This window comes from Mucilaginibacter sp. P1_A3, from assembly GCF_056406855.1.
Map to the genome: position 1 here is coordinate 23,076 of NZ_JBFTZJ010000007.1, position 21,899 is coordinate 44,974.

Annotated in this window: 19 protein-coding genes; 15 read left to right on the plus strand and 4 right to left on the minus strand. The window is 41.9% G+C overall.

The window, feature by feature from the left end; all coding sequences use genetic code 11:
- The first annotated feature begins 146 nt into the window (after positions 1–146).
- The 7 genes from AC1D0K_RS15455 (at position 147) to AC1D0K_RS15485 (ending at position 6,534) form a co-directional block, all read left to right on the plus strand.
- A complete protein-coding gene (locus tag AC1D0K_RS15455; protein WP_477394567.1) occupies positions 147–896 on the plus strand; it encodes a carboxypeptidase regulatory-like domain-containing protein in 750 nt (249 codons plus the stop codon).
- 174 nt (positions 897–1,070) lie between these two features.
- Entirely contained in the window at positions 1,071–1,970 is a 900-nt protein-coding gene (locus AC1D0K_RS15460; RefSeq protein ID WP_477394565.1) for a helix-turn-helix domain-containing protein, read from the plus strand.
- An 82-nt stretch (positions 1,971–2,052) separates the two neighbouring features.
- Entirely contained in the window at positions 2,053–2,886 is an 834-nt protein-coding gene (locus AC1D0K_RS15465; protein WP_477394563.1) for an SDR family NAD(P)-dependent oxidoreductase, read from the plus strand.
- Positions 2,887–2,917: 31 nt separating this feature from the next.
- Positions 2,918–3,649, plus strand: coding sequence for an SDR family oxidoreductase (locus AC1D0K_RS15470; protein WP_477394561.1), 732 nt, complete (start codon positions 2,918–2,920; stop codon positions 3,647–3,649).
- A gap of 82 nt (positions 3,650–3,731) precedes the next feature.
- On the plus strand, positions 3,732–4,571 hold the full coding sequence (locus tag AC1D0K_RS15475) for an oxidoreductase (RefSeq protein ID WP_477394559.1): 840 nt from the start codon (positions 3,732–3,734) through the stop codon (positions 4,569–4,571).
- Entirely contained in the window at positions 4,538–4,816 is a 279-nt protein-coding gene (locus AC1D0K_RS15480; RefSeq protein ID WP_295716441.1) for an Atu4866 domain-containing protein, read from the plus strand. The genes AC1D0K_RS15475 and AC1D0K_RS15480 overlap by 34 nt, the downstream gene beginning before the upstream one ends.
- Positions 4,817–4,911: 95 nt before the next feature.
- The gene (locus AC1D0K_RS15485; RefSeq protein ID WP_477394557.1) at positions 4,912–6,534 is read left to right on the plus strand and encodes an NADP-dependent glyceraldehyde-3-phosphate dehydrogenase; all 1,623 of its coding nucleotides are present in this window, start codon (positions 4,912–4,914) and stop codon (positions 6,532–6,534) included.
- 110 nt (positions 6,535–6,644) lie between these two features.
- Here the strand turns inward: AC1D0K_RS15485 and AC1D0K_RS15490 are convergent, their stop codons facing one another.
- Positions 6,645–9,104 (minus strand): PIG-L family deacetylase, encoded by a 2,460-nt coding sequence (locus AC1D0K_RS15490; RefSeq protein WP_477394555.1) that lies wholly within the window; start codon positions 9,102–9,104, stop codon positions 6,645–6,647.
- Positions 9,105–9,639: 535 nt separating this feature from the next.
- On the opposite strand from AC1D0K_RS15490, the gene AC1D0K_RS15495 reads away from it, so the two are divergent.
- From AC1D0K_RS15495 to AC1D0K_RS15510, 4 genes are read left to right on the plus strand one after another with little or no spacing between them, the layout of a single operon-like run.
- Positions 9,640–10,287, plus strand: a complete 648-nt coding sequence (locus AC1D0K_RS15495; protein ID WP_295716446.1) for a TetR/AcrR family transcriptional regulator — start codon at positions 9,640–9,642, stop codon at positions 10,285–10,287.
- Complete coding sequence (locus AC1D0K_RS15500) at positions 10,271–11,644, plus strand: TolC family protein (RefSeq protein ID WP_477394552.1); 1,374 nt, start codon at positions 10,271–10,273, stop codon at positions 11,642–11,644. The genes AC1D0K_RS15495 and AC1D0K_RS15500 overlap by 17 nt, the downstream gene beginning before the upstream one ends.
- A 19-nt stretch (positions 11,645–11,663) precedes the next feature.
- Positions 11,664–12,725, plus strand: coding sequence for an HlyD family secretion protein (locus tag AC1D0K_RS15505; RefSeq protein ID WP_477394550.1), 1,062 nt, complete (start codon positions 11,664–11,666; stop codon positions 12,723–12,725).
- A gap of 5 nt (positions 12,726–12,730) precedes the next feature.
- Positions 12,731–14,281 (plus strand): DHA2 family efflux MFS transporter permease subunit, encoded by a 1,551-nt coding sequence (locus tag AC1D0K_RS15510; protein ID WP_477394548.1) that lies wholly within the window; start codon positions 12,731–12,733, stop codon positions 14,279–14,281.
- A gap of 258 nt (positions 14,282–14,539) precedes the next feature.
- Here AC1D0K_RS15510 and AC1D0K_RS15515 read toward each other — a convergent pair whose 3' ends face one another.
- Both AC1D0K_RS15515 and AC1D0K_RS15520 read right to left on the minus strand, forming a co-directional pair.
- Positions 14,540–15,124 (minus strand): carboxymuconolactone decarboxylase family protein, encoded by a 585-nt coding sequence (locus tag AC1D0K_RS15515; protein ID WP_477398510.1) that lies wholly within the window; start codon positions 15,122–15,124, stop codon positions 14,540–14,542.
- Between the two features lie 201 nt (positions 15,125–15,325).
- Positions 15,326–15,871, minus strand: coding sequence for a peroxiredoxin (locus tag AC1D0K_RS15520; RefSeq protein WP_295716455.1), 546 nt, complete (start codon positions 15,869–15,871; stop codon positions 15,326–15,328).
- A gap of 186 nt (positions 15,872–16,057) precedes the next feature.
- Here AC1D0K_RS15520 and AC1D0K_RS15525 point away from each other — a divergent pair, with 186 nt between their 5' ends.
- The 4 genes from AC1D0K_RS15525 (at position 16,058) to AC1D0K_RS15540 (ending at position 20,794) form a co-directional block, all read left to right on the plus strand.
- Positions 16,058–17,971 (plus strand): WG repeat-containing protein, encoded by a 1,914-nt coding sequence (locus tag AC1D0K_RS15525; RefSeq protein ID WP_477398508.1) that lies wholly within the window; start codon positions 16,058–16,060, stop codon positions 17,969–17,971.
- Entirely contained in the window at positions 17,968–18,597 is a 630-nt protein-coding gene (locus AC1D0K_RS15530; protein WP_477398506.1) for a DUF2306 domain-containing protein, read from the plus strand. The genes AC1D0K_RS15525 and AC1D0K_RS15530 overlap by 4 nt, the downstream gene beginning before the upstream one ends.
- Before the next feature lie 187 nt (positions 18,598–18,784).
- The gene (locus tag AC1D0K_RS15535) at positions 18,785–18,976 is read left to right on the plus strand and encodes a hypothetical protein (protein WP_295716460.1); all 192 of its coding nucleotides are present in this window, start codon (positions 18,785–18,787) and stop codon (positions 18,974–18,976) included.
- 108 nt (positions 18,977–19,084) lie between these two features.
- Positions 19,085–20,794 carry a sodium:solute symporter family protein gene (locus AC1D0K_RS15540; protein ID WP_477398503.1) on the plus strand — a complete coding sequence of 570 codons (1,710 nt, stop codon included), beginning with the start codon at positions 19,085–19,087 and terminating at the stop codon, positions 20,792–20,794.
- Positions 20,795–20,944: 150 nt separating this feature from the next.
- Here AC1D0K_RS15540 and AC1D0K_RS15545 read toward each other — a convergent pair whose 3' ends face one another.
- Positions 20,945–21,793: a DUF2911 domain-containing protein gene (locus tag AC1D0K_RS15545; protein ID WP_477463083.1), complete on the minus strand. Its 849-nt coding sequence runs from the start codon at positions 21,791–21,793 to the stop codon at positions 20,945–20,947.
- Between the last annotated feature and the right edge of the window lie 106 nt (positions 21,794–21,899).

Sequence of the window (21,899 nt, forward strand, 5' to 3'; positions counted from 1 at the left end):
GTATGTTTTGCTATATGCTCATAAATTATATTTTCCGTAGCCATTAGTATAGTACATGATGGTTAAAAGATGTTAAACCCAATCTAGTAAGCCAGGCTGCTTGTTATATTTGTAATATACTGATCACTAAACCAATCATTACAAATATGCGGTACTTGCTTATTATACCTTGTATATGTACCTGCCTTTGCTCATATGGGCAAAGGATAAATGGCATAGTAACCGATAAAATAACAGGGCAGCGCATCAGCGGGGCATGGATTACAACCACCAGCTCAACTGCAATTAGTGGCATGGAGGGTGGGTTTACCATAGGCCTTAGCCCACAAAAGGATACGCTTAAAGTGAAGATGCAGGGCTACAAATCATTTGCCTTACCTATCGACCCCTCAAAAATTAAAGATTTGATTATCCGGCTGGAGCAATTCACCATTCAGATTAACCAGGTAAACATAACCGCCCGCCGCGATAGGGTGAAAGACTCCATCAGTAACCGCATCCAGTTTGCAAAGGATTTTAACAGCCATCCGCCCAAATTTTCAGATATCATCAGGCCGGCAATGCCAGGTGGCCCATTAGCTTTTGCAGGTGTTACCATTAGCCCAAGCCAGCTAATTGGCGCGCTTACCTATAAACATAGCCGCGCTTATAAATTTAAACAAGTACTGCTAAAGGACGAACAGACAAAGTATATAGATAGCAGGTTCAGTGACGAAAGGGTAGCCCAACTCACCAACCTGCAGACCGATTCGCTGTTCAACTTTATTAACCTATACCGCCCTACCATTGAACAGTTGAAAAAAATGAGCGACTATGATATTTTTACTTACATCAAAAAGTGCCTGGTAAAATTCAGAAGGCCCCACTCAGATTCGATCCGTGAGGTAGAATTTTAAGTTTGCATATTCCATACAAAGTTTTTATGCCATTGGCCCGAACTTGCACAAAAGCGATAAAAAATTGACTATAAGTTATTAAAAAATTGTAATTATTGGCCGAAAAGCCGTGCAATTTTTATGTAAAAACTGCAGTACTACTTGACATGCGGTTTGAATTTTGTAATTTTGAATATGAACACTGAGTCACTTGAGGATTTTTACCGCCACAAATTTGATTGGCTGCCAGATAATCTGCAGCAAAACATAGGGCACTTTAATGTTTTCAGGATTGAAGATTGTATTGGCCCCAATGCCAAACCGGTTACCTATAGCCGCAGAAGTTTTTATAAGATCAGCCTGATGCATGGTGATAATATTATTCATTACGCCGATAAAAGCATCACGCTCTCGGGTACTTCGCTCATGTTCTTTAGTCCGCATGTACCTTATACATTTGAACATATGAGCGATGACCGCTCGGGGTTCTTTTGCATCTTCACGGAGTCGTTTTTTGCCGAAAGATTTAGAGGAGGCATAGGTGAACTGCCCATGTTTGGCCTGGGCGCAAAGCCTGTTTACGCTTTAGACGGCGCTCAGAAAGATTATGTAGCCGGATTGTTTTTGAAGATGATAGAAGAGATCAACTCCGATTATGACTTTAAATATGACCTGATCCGTAACTACGTTACCGAGCTGTGCTATTATGCCCTTAAAACCCAGCCATCCGAAAACGTTTACAAACATGCGGATGCCAAATCAAGGATCACATCAGTTTTTACGGAATTGTTAGAGCGGCAGTTCCCAATTGAAACTCCATCGCAGCGCTTTGCTCTACGATCTGCCAATGATTTTGCAACGCGTTTATCTGTTCACGTAAACCACCTTAACAGGGCCATCCGTGAAACTACAGGCAAAACCACAACCGACCATATTGCCGAACGCCTGCTAAGCGAAGCCAAATCACTACTAAGGCATACTGATTGGAATATATCCGAGATTGGCTACTGCCTGGGCTTTGAAGAACCGACCCATTTCAACAATTTTTTCAAAAAAAACACCCAACTTACCCCTTCTTCATTCAGAAATGTTTGAATTTTGTAACCATTGGTTTGATTAGCGTAATGCTTTGCCTTTGTTGCCATGTTACCTTTGTTTTATCAAAACAAACAAAAACATGGACAACAAAAAAGTATGGTTTATCACTGGTGCCTCCAAAGGATTTGGGCTCAGTTTAGTAAAACAATTACTGGATGCTGGTCAGCTTGTTGCCGCCACTTCCAGGAATCAACAAGAGTTAACCGAAGCAGTTGGCTCAAACAGCAATAATTTTCTACCCCTACAGGTTAACCTTGTTAACGAGAGCAGTGTATCACTGGCCCTGCAACATACCTATGAAACATTTGGTCGGATAGACGTAGTAATTAATAATGCCGGCTATGGCATTGGTGGTGCTATTGAAGAGGTTACTGACCAAGAAACCCGCCAGGCCTTTGATATAAATGTATTTGCCACTCTTAATGTGATTAGGTTTGTGATGCCTTACCTGCGCAAACAGCGTTTTGGCCATATCATCAACATCGCCTCAATTGCAGGCATTACCGGCGGCACTGGCTGGGCGGTTTATGCAGCGGCTAAGCATGCAGTGATCGGCCTGTCAGAAGTATTGGCTGCCGATGTTAAAGCTTTAGGCATTAAAGTTACAGTAGTTGCTCCCGGCGCATTCCGTACCAGCTTCCTCACCCCCGGCTCCCTGGCTATTACCCAGAACCCTATTGCCGACTACGAAGATGTAAGGCTATCGCACTGTAAATACCTGAGCATGAATGGCGAACAGGCCGGCGACCCTGAAAAGGCTGCAACCTCCATCATCAACATGGTTTATGAAGAAAACCCACCACTATATTTATTATTAGGGGGTGACGCCTTTAACCGGGCTTTAACCAAACTTGATGGCTTGTACAAAGAGATTCACCAGTGGGAAGACCTCACCTGTTCAACCGATTTTTAATGATAAGCATCTATCTATCAAAAACAATAAAATGGAAAGCATTAAAAATAAAGTAATTGTAATTACCGGCGCCAGCAGCGGCATAGGTGCGGCCACTGCCCGCAAACTAATTACCCTTGGTGCCAAAGTAGTTTTAGCTGCCCGCCGGGAAGATCAGTTAAAAGCTATGGTTGCAGAATTGGGTGATAATGCCATTTATGTAACAACGGATGTGAGTAAACGTGCAGATCTGGATAACCTTATTCAACAAACCATTCAAAAGTTTGGCCAGGTGGATGTATTATGGAACAATGCAGGCATCATGCCTATCTCCTTTTTTGAAGAAGGGTTGGTAGATGAGTGGGACCGCATGATTGATATCAATATTAAAGGTGTGCTATATGGCATTAATGCCGTGTTACCCCACATGCTGCAAAGGGGGCAAGGCCATATCCTGGCTACATCATCAGTAGCTGGCATAAAAACATCGCCGGGTATTGGAGTTTATTCAGGAACCAAATTTGCAGTAAAGGCCATCATGGAAACCCTGCGCGAAGAAGTTGCCCAAACCATCAAAGTAACTACCATTTTCCCGGGAGCCACACAATCAGAGTTAGGGCATGATATTACCAGCCCCAAGATCAAGGCCTTGTATGGAAATTTAAAAAACATGCCCAAGATGGATGAGGAAGCCATTGCCAACGCCGTAATATACGCGATAAGCCAACCAGGCAATATCACCGTAAACGAAGTAGTGCTAAGGCCGCTTGGACAAACCCGATAATCAACAACATTAAAAGTCAACCGCAACATTAATCAGTGAAATCACCTTCAAAATCGGTGAAATCATCTAAAAAAAATATAAAATGGAAAATCAAAAAATATGGTTTATAACCGGAGCTTCAAAAGGATTGGGGCTTAGCTTAGTAAAAAGATTATTAAACGAAGGCTATAAAGTAGCTGCCACATCAAGAAATATAAACGACCTGGAAAATGCGGTTGGCGTTACCAATGATCAGTTTTTACCACTGGCGGTTAACATCACCAACGAGGCGAGTGTACAGGAAGCTATTGAAAAAACCATCAGCACCTTTGGTAAAATTGATGTAGTGGTGAACAATGCCGGCTACGGTTTGCTGGGCGGCCTTGAAGAACTAACCGATGCAGAAGCACGCGATAATTTTGAAGTGAACGTTTTTGGCTCATTAAATGTTATCCGCAAAGCGCTGCCTTATCTGCGCGAACAAAAATCCGGACATTTTCTAAACATCTCCTCTATTGGTGGCTTTACCGGTAATTTTCCGGGCGGCGGCATCTATAGCTCTACCAAATTTGCTGTTAATGGCTTCTCTGAAGCACTTGCGGCCGAAGTTGAACCTTTTGGCATCAAAGTAACCATTGTACAGCCGGGCTATTTCCGCACCAGTTTCCTATCGCCGGGATCATTGGTAGTCCCTAAGCATCAAATACACGCCTATCAGGCTGTGCGCGATACCGTAAACTTACACCAGGGGCCCTTAGATCAACAACAGGCCGGTGATCCGGAAAAAGCCGCTGCAGCTATGATAAAAATAGTAGCCGACCCCAACCCTCCGCTCAATTTATTTTTAGGTGCCGATGCCTACCAGCTGGCCAACCAAAAAATAGCAGCGGTACAAAAAGACCTTGAAACATGGAAAGAACTAACAACATCAACTGGTTTTTAACAATGAAAAACAATGAGCATATAGGCGTTTGGGTAACCAAAGACGGTTATATACGCCATGAGTTTTTACCAAACGGCCGCTATAACGAGGCCCGCGGAAATAAAAAAAGCGCCTACACCGGCTATTATAACATTTTGGGTAAACACGTTGAATACCTGGATGACTCTGGCTTTACAGCCGATGGCGACTTTAAAGACGGCGTTTTTTATCACGCCGGCATGGTATTATATAAAGAAAGCGCCTGAATTGCAAAATTGTCAATAATTCATAATCGCCATAAAAAGCTTGCTTATTAAAGCAGGCTTTTTTTATCTTTATAAAAATCAAACCCCTGAAAAATATGAGTTTTAAAGACCAGCTCAGTTCAATATTTGTAGAGGAAAACCTAATCCCGCCAGAATTCCGGATCACAGAAGTACACCAGCGCGAATACTTAAGCAATGGCGAAATGAAGCCATGGCACGGTGAAGTAAGTGAGGTTTACTCGCCCGTAGGCTTTTTAAATGGTGACGGCTTTACCCGCAAATTAATAGGTACCTACCCCGTTTGTACAGAAAAAGAAGCTTTTGAATCATTAGATGCCGCTTTGGCCGCTTATGATAATGGGCGCGGCGAATGGCCAACCATGAGTATTGCAGACCGCATCAAATGCATGGAGCAGTTTATTTATAAGATGAGCGAGCAACGTGCCTTGGTTGTCAATTTGCTGATGTGGGAGATAGGCAAATCATACGGCGACTCGGCAAAGGAGTTTGATCGTACTATTGAGTACATCAATGCTACTATAGATGCATTGAAAGATATCGACCGCCATTCCTCCCGTTTTGAAATGGCCGAAGGGCTGGTGGCGCAGATCCGCCGTTCGCCGTTGGGTGTAGTGCTCTGTATGGGGCCGTTCAACTATCCGCTTAATGAAACTTTTACCACCCTGATCCCCGCTTTGATCATGGGCAATACCATATTATTTAAACCACCCAAGCATGGTACATTATTACACTACCCATTGCTGAAAGCTTTCCAGGAATCATTCCCTAAGGGAGTGGTAAACACCATTTACGGTCGCGGCGCGGTTGTTACACCGGGGCTGATGGCATCTGGTAAGGTTAACGTACTGGCTTTTATTGGCTCAAGCAAAGTGGCCAATGATTTGAAAAAACGCCATCCTAAAATAAACCGTTTACGCGCTGTTTTGAGCCTCGATGCCAAAAACGCTGCCATCGTTACCAAAAATGCCGACTTGCAGCTGGCTGTTAACGAATGTATTTTGGGCGCGTTATCATTTAACGGGCAACGCTGTACTGCCATTAAAATGATATTTGTGCAAAAGGAAGTTGCCGATGAATTTTTAAAATTACTAAGCGAAGGTGTAGCCAAACTAAAATTTGGTTTACCCTGGGATAAAGATGTAAAGCTTACTCCCCTGCCCGAACCGCACAAACCGGCTTTCCTGACAGATATTGTTGAAGATGCTATTGCCCATGGCGCACGCATCATCAATGAAAATGGCGGCGAAACCGTAGCCTCATTCTTTTACCCGGCCATTATGTACCCGGTTAACGAAAAAATGAAACTGTACCGCGAAGAGCAGTTTGGCCCCGTTATCCCGGTGGTTCCGTTTGAATCTATTGAGGAGCCTATTGATTACCAGATAGATTCTCCGCATGGTATGCAGGTGAGTATTTTTAGTAACGATGCTAAAGAGATCGCATCACTGATAGATCCGTTTGTGAACCTGGTAAGCCGTGTAAATATCAACAGCCAGTGCCAGCGCGGACCAGATGTGTTCCCTTTTACCGGGCGTAAGGATAGTGCCGAAGGTACCTTGTCCGTACATGATGCCTTAAGATCATTCTCTATCCGATCGTTGGTTACTACAAAAATGACCGAGACCAATAAACAGATCCTCAACCAAATTGTAAACGGCAACGAATCCAATTTCCTGAGTACCAAGTTTATATTGTAGGCAATCATTTTATAGCATTAAACGCCACACTCACGAACTATGCAGTTTATCCTGTAAAGTTCGCGAGTATGGCGTTTGCTGTTTAGAGGTAGAAAACTGAAATTGACTAATCAATTTTTCGGTTTACTCAATAAGTTCACAAACAGGCGGTAAGCACCAGGCACTCCGGCAGGCAGCTCTCTAAAGAAAGCCAGCGAGGTGTATACAAACCTGCCTTTACCGTAGTCGCCGACTATTAATGAACCGTTCAGGGGCGATTCGCCTTTATCATTCATCTGGAAAATGGTTTGGTATTTAGGGTCTATGTCGGTTACAAAATATAGTCCGCGTTCCTGGATCCAATCTTTAAAATCATCCTGTGTTATTTTGTTGGGGTAATTAAGTACCGGGTTTTGCTGATCTAAAACAGTAACTACAGCGTCCTCATCGGTAACCCTGCGGTTTACAACCGTAAATGGGTATGGACCAATTTGTTTAGTAACCAAACCGGAGTTGTTATTATACTGAACTACCAAATTACCGCCGTTTTTAACATACTCCATCAGTTTGGGTTGTTCAAATGCCAGGCGTTCATTCACGTTGTAGGCACGTACACCCGTGATGATGGCATCATACACTGATAGATCGCTGTTCATGAGCTCATTTTCTGATAGTATATGCACATCATAACCTACCTGATGTAAAGCTTCTGGCATTTGATCGCCGGCGCCGGCAATATAGCCTAATTTTTTTCCGGCAGTTTTCAGATCGAGGCTCACCAGCTTGGCTTCGGCCGGCGGGAATAGGGTGATAGTTGGTACGTGGTCGTATTTTATCTCCTTTATTTCATACTCATATAAACGCGAATCAACGTCAACTGCGACTCCTGTTACCGCAAGTCCGTTTTGCGCTTCGCGGGTTGGTGTTATGGTGAATCGCTCTGTCCATTCCTCACCTTTGTTTTTATCCTTAAAATTAATGATGGCCGGATTAGCCTTCCATCCTTTAGGTAATTTTAACTGAATGCTTCCTGTATGTACATTTTTAAAGCTCTTGAGCTTAACCTGCAGACTTTGAGATGATGGTCCGTAGGATATAAATACATGATTTGTCATATTAACCGTAACCGGTGGGGTAATAACCAGCGGCTGATAAACTTCACCCCTAACCGGATCAACGTATTTGTATAATAAGCGACGCTCAAAATTTACCGGCTTACCCTCAATAATAAACTGAAAGTTCACCTTAGTAAGATCTGGATTTTCCGGATTACCGGCCAGCGTATCTGGAATATTGTATGTGCCTGTTTTATGCGGAGTTTCTAACCAGTATGGCTGGGTAATTTTATCGGCTACGGTTGATCCGCTAAATACTTGCAGCTGATTAGCCGGTATTTCTTTTGAATTTAAATTTAAAGTATTGGATCCTGCAGCTATCGTATTAATCTTCACCTTATCGTTATACCTGTTCACCACCTGCGCTGTAAAGCTAACGGTATCGTGAATAGCAGAGGTAGGAGCACTGGCGTAAGCCTCAAACCATAAACCCGCGCAAGCTGCGATCAGATTGCTCAGCTCTTTTGTTTTTTGCGCTCTCCAGTAAACGTCAGACACCTTTTCAACTCTACTCAGTAAGGCCACCAACGCAGGTACCGATTTTTCGGGAGCCTCTGTATCAAAATTCCTCCTGATCACCTTGATAGATTCGCCAATGTTCTCGCCGTCCTTAACACGTTTCCAGGATGTTTCCACGCCATCCATCAGATCGGTTTGCGGGGCATCGCCTAAAATAGTCTTGAAATACTCAAATGATTCTCCACGCTGTTTAGCCGAGCCAAAGCCCTGCGTTTTGTGGTTACTGCGGCTTTCGGCAGCTATTTCGCCATAGCTTTTGCCAATGGTTGGGTTGTATACGCCAACATCAATCTTAAACTGATCTGGCGCGGTAGTATTGGTGTTGCCAAAGTTGAACGTATTCCACAAAAGGCGCTTAACCTGCCATGGTTTTACATATTTTAACTGCTCCGGGTATCGGCTTGGGTCAGCAGCGGCGGCAAATGCTTCTTTGGCCAATATAGCCGAAGAGGTATGGTGACCGTGACCGCCCTCTCCTGTTGTTGGAAAACGGCAAATGATCACATCCGGGCGAAACTTACGAATCACCCAAACCACATCGCCTAAAACCTTTTCCTTATCCCAGATCTTCAGGGTTTCTTCGGGGCCTTTTGAAAAACCAAAATCGTTGGCTCGGGTAAAAAATTGCTCGGCGCCATCAACCTTGCGGGCTGCCAAAAGTTCCTGCGTGCGTATCAGCCCCAAAAGCTCGCTTTGCTCATTACCTATTAAGTTTTGCCCGCCATCGCCCCGGGTAATAGACAGGTAACCTGTACGGTAATGTTTTTCCTGTGCCAGGTAGGCCAGCAGGCGGGTATTTTCATCATCGGGATGGGCTGCCAGGTATAATACGCTGCCCAACGTATTAAACTTTTTAAAATTTTGTTGAATGGTACCCATATCCGTAGGCGGCGAAGTTCGGGCAATTACACAGTTATATAGAAATAATAAGGCAATAACGAGGTTGGTACGCTTCATGGAAACAAATATATTGAAAGATACCTATTTACAATTTGATGTATCAAGAATATAACAGAGACATGATGGAGCGCATGATTTCAACGTGTATCTCATTATTTTAACCTGAATGCTCCGGTGTAACTGTTCCACCGGAACGCCTGGAACAACCGGAGCGGGTGAAACACCTTTATACTTGATAATCAGCAAAGTAGCCTTTCACAAAACCACGGCACGGAACATCTTTTCATTTGATATACAACAACTTACAACTTTTCGTTTTTGCTGATAATTCTACTTTTCTTCATTTTATACATAAAAAAGCTTCATCCCCTCAATAACATAACATCAGCCAGGCTTTTTATATGTGAGTTTTCGCTTAATTAGAATTGTCAATAACATAACAGTTTAAACGCATAATTGCCAATTTCAAAAAAAATGAAGCCGATAAAAACAATTTTGTCATTCAATAGTAATCATTAATCAAACGATTAACTTTTGATGTTGGAAATCTTTGATTAATCAATCGTTTGATTAATTTTGTGCCGTTAAAACAATGGACAAAGATAAAATAGACAAAAAAGACCACATCCTCGACGTAGCAGAACGCGTGTTTGCTGACTTCGGTTTTGATGGTGCCTCTACCCGTACAATTTCTGGTGAGGCCGGTGTTAATATGGCTATGCTCAATTACTATTTCGGTTCAAAGGAAGGACTCTTCCTGGCAATTTTTGAGCGTAAGATCTCGTCGTTCCGTACACTGCTTCAAAACATCGGGAATGACGACAGCATGACTGCATGGTGCAAGCTTGACAAATGCATTGATAATTATGTGGAGCGTATCATCGTAAATAACTGCTTTCAGAAACTGATTAACAGGGAAATATCGATGAATAAACGCTGGGACCTTACCGATAAGATCACCGAAATACTGATGGTGAACATTGTTGAGATCAGAAAGATCATTGAAGAAGGCCTTAATAACGGTAGTTTCTACAAAGACATTGATGTCCCCATGGTGATAGCTACCATCTTCGGCACCAAAAATTATATCATTAATACACCGCAGCTATCCTCCTTAATAATAGGCCATGATATTCGTGATGAAAAATTTATGGAAGAAGAACTGAAGCCCAGGATTAAAACATACATGAAAAGACTTTTAAAAGCTTATTTAGTTAACGAAAATGACAACTCAAAATAATAAAACCGACCACCTTAAACTGTTGAAAAACACAGCCCGCGTGTTTTGGAGGTATGGTACTGCCCTTGCAGTATCTGGTTTGCTATTCGCAGGAACAGCAACGGCCCAGGACCGCACAATCACTTTAGATGAGGCCATTAAGCTGGGCCTTGATAACAGTAAAGTTTTAAAGCTTTCGCAATCAAAAATTGACCAGGCTGTATCACAATACAAACAGGCAAAAGATGAGGCGCTGCCAACCGGTAAAGTAAGCTACGGATACAACCATGCCGAAATACCAGCCAACAAATTATCACTTGGAGAAAGTAACTTTAATTTACCCGACCGGGCCAATGCTTATCTAGGCATACTATCATTAAGCCAGGTGATTTATGCCGGCGGTAAATATAAATACGCCCAGCAATCAACTGAATTGCTTACACAGGTTGCCCGTTTGGATGTAACTAATGATAAGGACCAGATCACTTATGACATCATCTCTTCCTACTATAACCTGTATAAAGTTTTACAGAGCAAAAAGGTAGTAGCACAAAATTTAACAACTATTGATGCACAGATCAAACAATCGCAAAGGTTTTTTGACCAGGGCCTGGTTACCAAGAATGATGTATTGCGTTTTCAACTACAACGGTCAAATGTTGAACTGAACGGCATCGATCTTGAAACCAACCGCAGGATTATTAACTATAACCTGAATGTGTTGCTGGGCTTACCAGAAGGCACGCAACTAAACATCAATCAAATAGTTGAAGCCGACAGAGCTGTAGCACCATTGACCAATTATTTAGATACCGCTTATGCAAGCCGTGCAGAATTGCAACAAGCTGATTTGCGCACCAAGGTTGCAGAAACCGGCATCAAAAATATAAAAGCCAATACTTTGCCCACTTTAGCAGCATCCGGAAGCGCTTATTATGTTGATTTAAATGCCAACCCACTTCCTAAAAGCGGTCATTATGTTACCCCGCTTACGGTAGGCTTAACCCTGTCATGGAATTTTGGCAACCTCTGGACCAACAAAAACAAAGTTACAGGAGCCCGTATTGAGCGCGAGCAGGTAGTTATCAATAAAAGCCTCACTGTTGACCGTATTAAGGACGAGGTGAATCAAAACTACCAGAACTGGACTATGGCCCTGGATAAGATCAAGCTTTTACAAACATCTATTGAGCAGGCAGGCGAGAACAACAAGATCCTCGAATCAAAATATAAAAGCAACATAGCATCAGCTACAGATAGGGCCGATGCCGAAACATTGCTTTACCAGGCACAGATAAACCTGGAACTGGCTAAGGCCGACGCGGGTCTTGCTTACTATACTTTATTAAAATCAACAGGAAGAATCAACAACAAATAATACTAAACCACATAATACAATGGCACAGGCACAAGAAACACAGGAACAGGAACCAAAAAAGAAACCAAATAAAGTTATTCCTATTATATTAGGTGTATTACTTATTGGTGGTATCATTTTCGGTATCAAAGAATACTTATACTTTGGCAAACACATCGATACTGATGATGCCCAGATTGACGGCGATATAAGCCCGGTAGTTGCCCGCGTTGGCGGCTATGTTGACTCTATTTATTTTGAGGATAACGTACATGTAAACGTTGGTCAAACTTTAGTTAAAATTGACGACCGCGATTACAAGGTTAAATTAGAGCAGGCACAGGCAGCACAAGTAGGTGCAAGTGCAGGCATAAACGTTAACCAATCACAAATTTATGCTACACAGGCAAACTCATCTGGCGCCAGGGCGCAGGTTGAATCAAATGCTGCCCGTTTAGATAAAGTTCAAAAAGATTATGCACGTTATGCCGACCTGATCAAGGACGGATCAGTAACCCAGCAGCAATTTGACCAGGCCAAAGCCGATCTTGATGTAGCGAAAGCTAACCTTAGGGCATCACAGGATCAATACAAAGCTGCGGTTGAGCAAATTGGTACTACACGCAGCCAGTTAAAGGTTACCAATACAGGTGTAAGCCAAAGGCAGGTTGATATTGATTATGCCAAACTGCAATTAAGCTATACTACCATTAAAGCGCCATCAAACGGCTTAGCTGCCAAAAAGAGCGTTCAGTTAGGCCAGCTGGTACAGGCAGGGCAAACATTGTTCAGCATAGTAAATGATAACAGCTTATACATTACTGCCAACTTTAAAGAAACTCAGCTGAACGATATGAAAAACGGACAGAAAGTTGAAGTGGAAGTTGACGCTTACCCCGATATGAAACTGGAAGGCCAGGTATACAACTTTAGCCCTGCTACAGGCGCTAAATTCTCTTTACTGCCACCAGATAATGCAACCGGTAACTTTGTAAAAGTAGTACAACGTGTACCTGTTAAAATTAAAATAACTGCCGATAAAGCTACCATGGATAGGTTACGTCCGGGTATGAGCGTAAAGGTTTCTGTAATTAAAGGATAAATAAAATGGCTGAAACAGGCTTTAAAAAATGGATCATCACCATTACGGTTATCATAGCTTCGTTACTGGAGCTTATTGATACCACAATTGTGAACGTATCCCTGCCCGATATACAGGGTAACCTTGGTGCCACCCTGGAAGATATTGCCTGGGTAATTACCGGTTACGCTGTTGCAAACGTAATTGTACTCCCGATGTCAGGTTGGCTGGGGAGCCGTTTCGGGCGTAAAAATTACTTTATTACCTCCATTATAGTGTTTACCATTGCCTCGTTTTTATGCGGTAATGCAACCAACTTAAATGAGCTGGTGATGTTCAGGATATTGCAGGGTATTGCCGGTGGTGGTTTAATATCAACCTCGCAGGCTATTTTGATAGAAACCTGGCCACGCGAGCAAATTGGTACTGCTACAGCATTATTTGGTTTAGGTGCGGTAGTAGGTCCAACTGTTGGCCCAACTATAGGCGGTTACATTACCGACCACTCTTCATGGAGATGGATATTTTATGTAAACATCCCGGTAGGTGCCCTTGCAGCATTTTTTGCCTACACCTTTGTGCGCGAAACACCCAAGGACGAAAAAGGAAAACCTGTTGACTGGTGGGGTATTGGTTTACTGGCAATAGCTGTAGGTAGTTTACAAACGATATTGGAGAAAGGTGAATCGGAAGATTGGTTTGCCACGCCTTATATAACTGTATTAACTATTACCGCCATATTAGGATTAATCCTTTTTATATGGCGCGAAGTGAGCATCGACTACCCTATTGTAAACTTCAGCATATTAAGGCACCGGAGTTTTGCTGTGGGGATGTTCACCTCCTTTATTCTCGGTTTCGGGTTGTATGGATCGGTGTTCGTGTTCCCCATATTTTGCCAGAATTTGCTTGGCTTTACGGCACAGCAAACGGGCGAGATCCTGTTCCCCGGCGGGTTATGTACCATAGTAATGATGCCATTTATAGGCAAAATGCTTAATAAAGGTATCCCGGCGCAGTTTATGGCAACCGCGGGTATGTTCCTGTTCTTTGTATTTACCACAATGCTCAGTAATTCAACACTGGCTATGGGTACAGGCAACTTCTTTATTCCCCTGGTGATACGTGGTGTGGGTATGGCGCTGCTATTTGTGCCATTAACTACACTTGCCATTGCCGACCTTAAAGGGCCCGAAGTTGGGCAGGGTACAGGATTAAACAATATGATGCGCCAATTAGGCGGTTCATTTGGTATAGCAACGTTAACCACCGTTATCCACATACGCCAGGGGGTGCACCGCCAAAACCTGTTAACAAATATTACGGCAACCAACCCGGCCTTTGTTGATCGTTATAACGCGGCACTACATGGTTTTATGGCAAAAGGGCACTCATTGATGGATGCAACCCGTATGGCCTATGGAGCTATTGAGGGCGCGCTAACCAAACAGGTGCTGTTACTGACCTATGATGATGCCTACTGGATCTCGGGTTTAGTGATGTTGTTTTCGATACCATTGCTTTACCTGCAGCCGTTCAAAAAATCGAACGTTAAAATCCCTGTAGACGCGCATTAAAACGATAAAAGCCGTTCCACTATTACCTGGAACGGCTTTCCCCAAAAAAAATTAACAATTAAAATTTAATAACTCCCCCGGGATACAATTGATTTAATGAAAAATTAGTGTAGTCGAGGTTTGTTTAATCTTAGGCATAAATTTAGAAGTTTTTAATTAACAAACACAAATTAAATTCAGTAATAAAGTGTTATTTATGAAAAAGGCATGAAATCTTTAAATCTCATGCCTTTTCTGTTGCAATTAATAATTAAAGCCTTAAAAAATAACTTTCCCGGTTGCTGTTACCAATGATGCAATACGTATGGCATCAAAAATACGCTCCTCGGTAGTGGCCAATTTTATCAATGAATCTTCGTGAGAGTTTACACACATTTCGCAACCATTAACGGCTGATACGGCAAGGCTCATCAACTCAAAAAATTCTTTACCTGTTACAGGCTTCATCATCAGCTGCATGCGAATGCGGGCAGGGATCTGGGTATATTTTTCCTTTTGAGTAAAATGTCTGAACCTGTAAAACACATTATTGCATGCCAGCAGAGATGCACAGCCAACAGCTTCAGCAATTTCGGCGTCTGTTGCCTCCTGCACTTCGGCGTATTGAGTAAAATAAGCAGTTAGCGGCGTGTTATTGTTATTTACGGCAATGCTTAAACCTAATAAAGCGCATTCCTTAGCACTTAACTGCGCAGACGTAAGAATACTTGTAAAATTAAGTTTCAGGTCGCGCAGGTAGCGCGATTCGCCTTTTTCCAGCAGCGTAAGGCTGTTGGTGCGGTAATCTTTATCTAATCCAATACTTTCCAGTATTTCCTGGATCACTTCGGTACTTTCGGTCATTTGTATTTATTTTGAGCTCAAAGCAGAAAGCCGATAGCTTAAAAGCTTTTAGCAGAATTTGATTGTTATAATCCGTTTAAACCATTTAAACAGCCACATGGGCTTTCGGCCTTATGCCTTCTACTTTCAGCTTATACGTAGCTTAAAAAGAAATCCCCGCACAATGATTAATTGTACGAGGATATATATTAATAGGGGTAATTAAACGGTAAGGGTTTCCTGGCCTTTTTCCCAGTTACATGGGCAAAGCTCATCAGTTTGTAAACCATCAAGTACACGTAAAACTTCTTTAACGTTACGGCCTACGCTCAGGTCGTTAACTGATACCCAACGGATGATACCTGTAGGATCGATAATAAAAGTTGCACGGTAAGCAATTTTTTCAGTTGGCTCCAAAATACCAAGGTCTTCGGCTAGTGATTTTGAAGTATCAGCCAACATTGGGAATTTAAGATCGCGCAAATCATCATGATCGCGTCTCCAGGCAGCATGAACAAATTCAGAATCTGTAGAAGCACCAATTAAACGGGTTTCGCGGTCGCGGAACTCACCATAGTTTTTATTGAACTCAGCAATCTCAGTTGGGCAAACAAAAGTAAAATCCTTTGGCCACCAGAACATTACTGTCCAAACGTTATCATCATTTACAAGATACTCAGAAGTAAGTGTTTCAAACTCTTTTCCTTTTTCAAGACTTGTTACAGCAGTTTTAGAAAATTGAGGGAATTTTTGTCCTATCGTTAACATATTTGTTCTTTTTTTATTAGATATGCAAATATACTGATTTATAAGTCAGCGTTTCATACTAAAAATCTATACGATATAGATTTTATTGATATACATATTAAACATCATCTATTTTAGCTATTTACAGAAAACAGGCAATTTTATAAATGTTTTTTTGCGGTTCATTAATATATCTATATTGGTATCATGAAAACCAAACCTGTCGTTATTGTTATTATAGCAGTTATTGTTATAGCTGCCAGCGGATTTCTGTTTATCCGAAGCAAAAATTTAGTATCACCAAAAAAGGGAGAGATCACGCAGTTTTTAAATGCCTTTAACGTGCAGATTAAAGCAGGCAATATTGATTCGGCCAGTCTATACTTTGAAGACAAGCAAAAAAGTAAGCTTGTAAAAGTGCTGTTAAGCGTGCTTACTAATAAAACCAATACCGGTGGTAAAGCGAAACCTATATTTAAAGTAAGCTTAAATACCGAAGACGCCCTTATTACAGTTGTAAACCCCGAGTTTGCAACAGCTTTGGTAGTTACAAGCTTTAACCACGACAACCTGCCAACAGAAAAATCATCCCTGTTATTCACTATTCATAAAATAGATAACAAACAATATAAAATAACCCAGGTAAACGCTACCGACTTTGTTAAAGATTATATTGCCTACCAAAATAAAGTAGTTAACAAAACCATCCCCGAAAAAGATATTTATAGCCCAATTACCCTTGCCGCTTTTAAAACTGCCGAACAGTTAAAAGCACGCTATGATAGCGTATTATGGTTTGATCATATAAACAACAAAACATATTACTATGTGGTAAAAGGCAAACTACCCGAAAATTTTTACTACATGGACGAGCGTAAAATCAACCACGATGATTTTAAAATAGGACTTGTAAATCCAGAGCTGAAGGAAATCATTCCGGCTGAGTACGACCTGATACATAACATCAACGGAACCATAGAAGGGCTTATTGAGGTTGAAAAAGCTGATAAAAGAGGACTTTATAACCTCGACGGTAAACTGGTAGTACAGGTTGAATATGACCAGATCTATCCATTAAAAGCAGGAGAGAATTTGGCCGTTTTAAAAAATGGAGAGAATTTCTTTTACCTTAAGGCAGACACCACACTATCAGAAAAAATAGCTGACTTTAAGATAGCCGATATTGTTTCGCAGATTAAAACCCTTGGCCAATCCTATACGCTAACTGAAGAAAGCTCAAAAAACGTGATGGAATATAATTCACGAACACAAGGCACTTCGCTTATTATCCCGCCATCATATCTCACCGGCCTGGAGATACTGCCTAAATTTATTGATTTCCCAAATCCGCTGAGGAAAATTTTTAGTAATGAAGACGAGGATGGCGGTGAAGGCAGCCGCTCAATAGCCGTTGCCTTTGATGGTGATAAAAACGATGATGATGCCAATTGGTTTCAAAGTGCTTATTACACCATTGTTAATGATTACCTGGGCGGCAGAGGCGGTCTTTATACCAGCAAAAACCTACTCGTGGTTGATAAGAAGCATAACCAGATCCTGGGATTTAATACATCTATAGATTTAGGCGAAGGCGAAGGGTCCGGTTCCCTTTCCAGTACTTGTAAGGAAAGCTCTACAAGGGCAATTAACGATTCGCTGTTTGAGTTTAAATCTTCATCTTATTTTTACCAGCCCTTATTAAACGAAGATGAAACCCTGGAAGAAGGTCCATCCTATCATTATCTGCAGGTTAAGAACGGCAAACTGGTTGATTTAAAATCCGAAAGGCTCTTCCCTACCCAATTTATAAAACTCGATGATTCATACCTGCAGGGCTGTTACACCATTATAACAGGCCCATATAAATCCTCAAAAAAAACAACTATGGATCATGTAAATCAATCCCTGCTGCAGTACATGAAAAACGAGATTTATGCATCCTACAAATACAAATTTAAAAACCCAAAGTGGAATGATATTTTTGAATACCGTTTTTCGCAAGGCGATACAACCCGCAATGCCAACGTTGACGATTCATTAACCACCATTGATAAATATAATATCAGCTTCATCAACAATAAGCTAAACAGGCAAAAAAACAATACACTGGCAGCTAAATGAGTATTACCGGCCGGCTATTAAGGTACTTTGCATTTGTATGGATTTTTATTTTGAGTGTGGGCACGTTTTACGAAAGCTTTGCCCATAACCATGCCTTCTTTTTAGGCTTTAAGCAGGCGGCTATTAAAACAGGCTGGTACATGCCTGCGTTTTACTGCCATATTTTCGCCAGCAGCATCATTCTGCTGGTTGGTTTTTTCCAGTTTTCAAAAAAGATATATAATAACCGGCAACTACATAAGGCACTGGGAAAAATATATGTTTTTGGAATTTTGTTTATTGCCGCACCGGGTGCCTACGTCATGACCTTGTTTGTTAACCGGGGCAATGGTGTTTTTGCGTCGTTTATGCTCCAGAATACCTTATGGGTTGCGTCAACACTGGCGGCATTCCTGCTGATTAAAAATGGCAAGGTTGATGAGCACGTTAAAATGATGCGCAGGAGCTATGGACTTGCCTTTGGCGCCGTAACCCTGCGCTTTTATATATTACTATTCCATGTTTTTGGCAATGGCGTTAACTTTAATAACAACTACATCATTATTGCTTTTTTAAGCTGGGTACCTAACCTGATATTGGTAGAGCTGATAAACCTATATGATAAAACAACCTACAAAACTGTGTAAAAATGTTATTATAAATAATAGCCTGGCAATCACTAAACAAGCGGATTGGGCTGGCATAACCTGCTCTGTATAGCTCATAGTTTATACAGGCTTAGGATAACAGTTATAATAATCATCTTATCCTAAATAAACTGTTGCTAAAATTCAATTAAACCCCTATTTTTGCCGGGGTTATAATACAACAAATATGAAACATCACGAAGAAGAGAAAGAAAACTTAGATTATATATACTACTTAGTAGCATTAGTATCGGGTATGTTTGTAGGCGCAATCATTGACAAGGGTTATACCTGGATCTTTGTTGGTGGTGTATTAGGTTTATTAACTGCCGCTTTCTTCCTGAATGTTATGGTTAGAGGCCGTGGTGAAAAGGCCTGATCCTGATCTGCCCTCATTTATAAGTAATTGGAACCAGTTTTACGGCATCGTAGTCGCATGGCTGGTTTTTTTAGTTTTTGTATTTTGGCTCATTACAAAGTCTTTTGAATGAGTTTACCCGACTGGATAGTTTTAGGCTTAACGCTCTTTTGCATTGTGCTTTATGGCATGTGGAAAAGCGGCAACAATAAAAACATCGATCAGTTTTTAATGGGCAACCGATCTTTGCCCTGGTACCATGTTGGGTTTTCGGTTATGGCCACCCAGGCCAGTGCCATCACTTTTCTTTCGGCCCCCGGGCAGGCCTATTCCGATGGGATGCGCTTTGTACAGTTTTATTTCGGTTTGCCGCTGGCCATGATCGTGCTATGTATCACCTTTGTGCCCATCTTCCATCGCCTTAAAGTTTATACGGCCTATGAATTCCTGGAGCAACGGTTTGATTTAAAGACACGGGCACTCACCGCATTCCTGTTCCTGGTATTGCGCAGCTTATCAACCGGGGTAGCTATTTACGCGCCAGCCATCATTTTATCAACTATTTTAAATATCAATACCGTTTATACAACCCTGTTTATAGGCGGGTTGGTGATATTTTACACTGTATATGGCGGCAGTAAAGCGGTATCATATACCCAGCTGCTGCAGATGAGCATCATATTTGCCGGCATGTTCCTGGCGGGCATCCTGGTAGTGCATTTATTGCCACAGGGAGTAGGCTTTACCCATGCCATTAAAATGGCAGGCAAGCTGGGCCGCATGAACGTAATTGACTGGAAATTTGACTGGGATAACCGCTACAATGTTTGGAGTGGTTTAATAGGCGGCTTCTTTTTGCAGCTATCCTATTTTGGTACAGATCAAAGCCAGGTAGGCCGCTATCTAACCGGCAGCTCTGTAGGGCAAAGCAGGCTTGGGTTAATCATGAATGGACTGATCAAAATCCCGATGCAGTTTCTGATCCTGCTGATAGGGGTATTGGTTTTTGCTTTTTACCAGTTTAACAGGCCACCCATGTTTTTCAACAATTACGAGGTTGATAAGGTAAAACAAAGCAGCTACGCCACGCAATATAATTACCTGGACCAGCAATATACCCAGGCCTTTGAACAAAGAAAAGCGAAAGCAAACAACCTGTTAACAGCTATTGACAGCAAGAACCAAGGCCAAATAGACCATGCCCAGGACGACCTGAAACTGGCGGATATGCAGGCCCGCATCATCAGGCAGGACGCTATTGCGCTGATGAAAAAGAACAGCGCAACTGCCGATGATAATGATACCAATTACGTGTTCCTCACCTTTGTTAAACAATACCTGCCAAAGGGACTTGTAGGGTTGCTGATAGCTATTATATTCCTGGCATCCATGGGTTCAACAGCAAGCGCGCTTAACTCATTGGCATCAACTACCGTGATTGATATTTATAAGCGTACTATAAATAAAGACGCATCAGACAGAAACTACCTGCTTGTCTCGCGTTTAGCAACCGTATTTTGGGGAGTTGTATGTGTAATTATGGCCCTTTATGCCAGCAAGCTTGGCAACTTATTGGAAGCTGTAAACCAGTTAGGCTCCTACGTATACGGAACGGTATTGGGAGTATTTGTGGTTGCTTTTTACATGAAGCGGATAAACGGTACATCGGTATTTATTGGCGCCATTGTCAGCGAGGCAGCCATATTATATTTAGGATTAAGCAAAACAGTAGCCTATTTATGGCTCAACCCTATCGGATGCTTTTTGGTGATGATTGTGGCTTTTATCATCAACAAAACTATCTCACAAAAAAGTCCGGTGCAAGTACCCGTTGTTTAATACTAAAGCTTGCATAGCCAACGATGGACCTGTAATCCTCTTTTGAAAAATTACTGTGTGTGGGTGTAATTACGCATAAAAAAAGACCTTCTGCCAAATGCAAAAGGTCTTTTTAAACTCTCCCTTCGGGGGAGGATTTGAGTGGGATGGTTAATCTTTCGCGTGATCCAGAGCCTCTTTATTCAAACGCGCATACTCATCATCTTTGCTTGCTTTTGAAAGTGCTATACCTTCTTCGGCTGCTGCAATGGCGCCAGGTTTATCGCCTTTGCGTAATAACAGGCGGGATTTCCATAGTTTATACCATGGGCCTTTAGGGTCTATTTTCTCGGCTTCGTAAACCCAGCCTAATGCTTTATCAACATCCTTATTGTTCTCGTAATAGTATTGGATAGCATTAAAATAATAAGGCTTCCGGTCGCCCTTCATCAATTCATCAATGTTGGCGGTAATTTTTGCATCATCATCCGTTTCTAAATGGATCATGGCCGCGGTTTTGTCCCAAACAAGGTACAAATCGGTTGCTTTGGTGGTTGTGTTGGCAAAAGCCATGGTAAAGGTTTCCCTTTTTTCGCTTACGCGTATAGGCTTAATCACAAAGCGTAAAAAATCCTCACTTTGTTTGTAGCTGTAAGCGCCCCATTGCTTAACTACTTTATTTAGGATGATGGTCCACTCATTTTTTTCGGGGATACTGAAAAATGAATAAGTGCCAGCCGGTACACTGTGGCCTTCAACAAGCACTTTTTCGGTAAAGGTGATGGTGGTGGCGGCGTTTGCTCCTGTGCGCCAAACCTCGCCCCAGGGAATAATACTTCCAAAAATTTTACGATCCTTCACATTTGGGCGCGAGTAAGTGACGGTAATTTTTCCTAATCCAAAATCCTGGATAATAGTTTGCGTAGAACTGGCCWCAGGAATGCGCGGAATCTGGGCATAGCTCTTATAGCTCAAACACGCTAACAGCATGGTGGCTACCAGTAAGTAAGTTTTTCTCATGTTATGTTTTCGATACTAAGATACCAAATGTTTTTAATCGGGAAATATTGTGTTGGAGTAATAATATTGGTAATAGTTTAATGGGCGTTTGGTGAATTGTGAATGG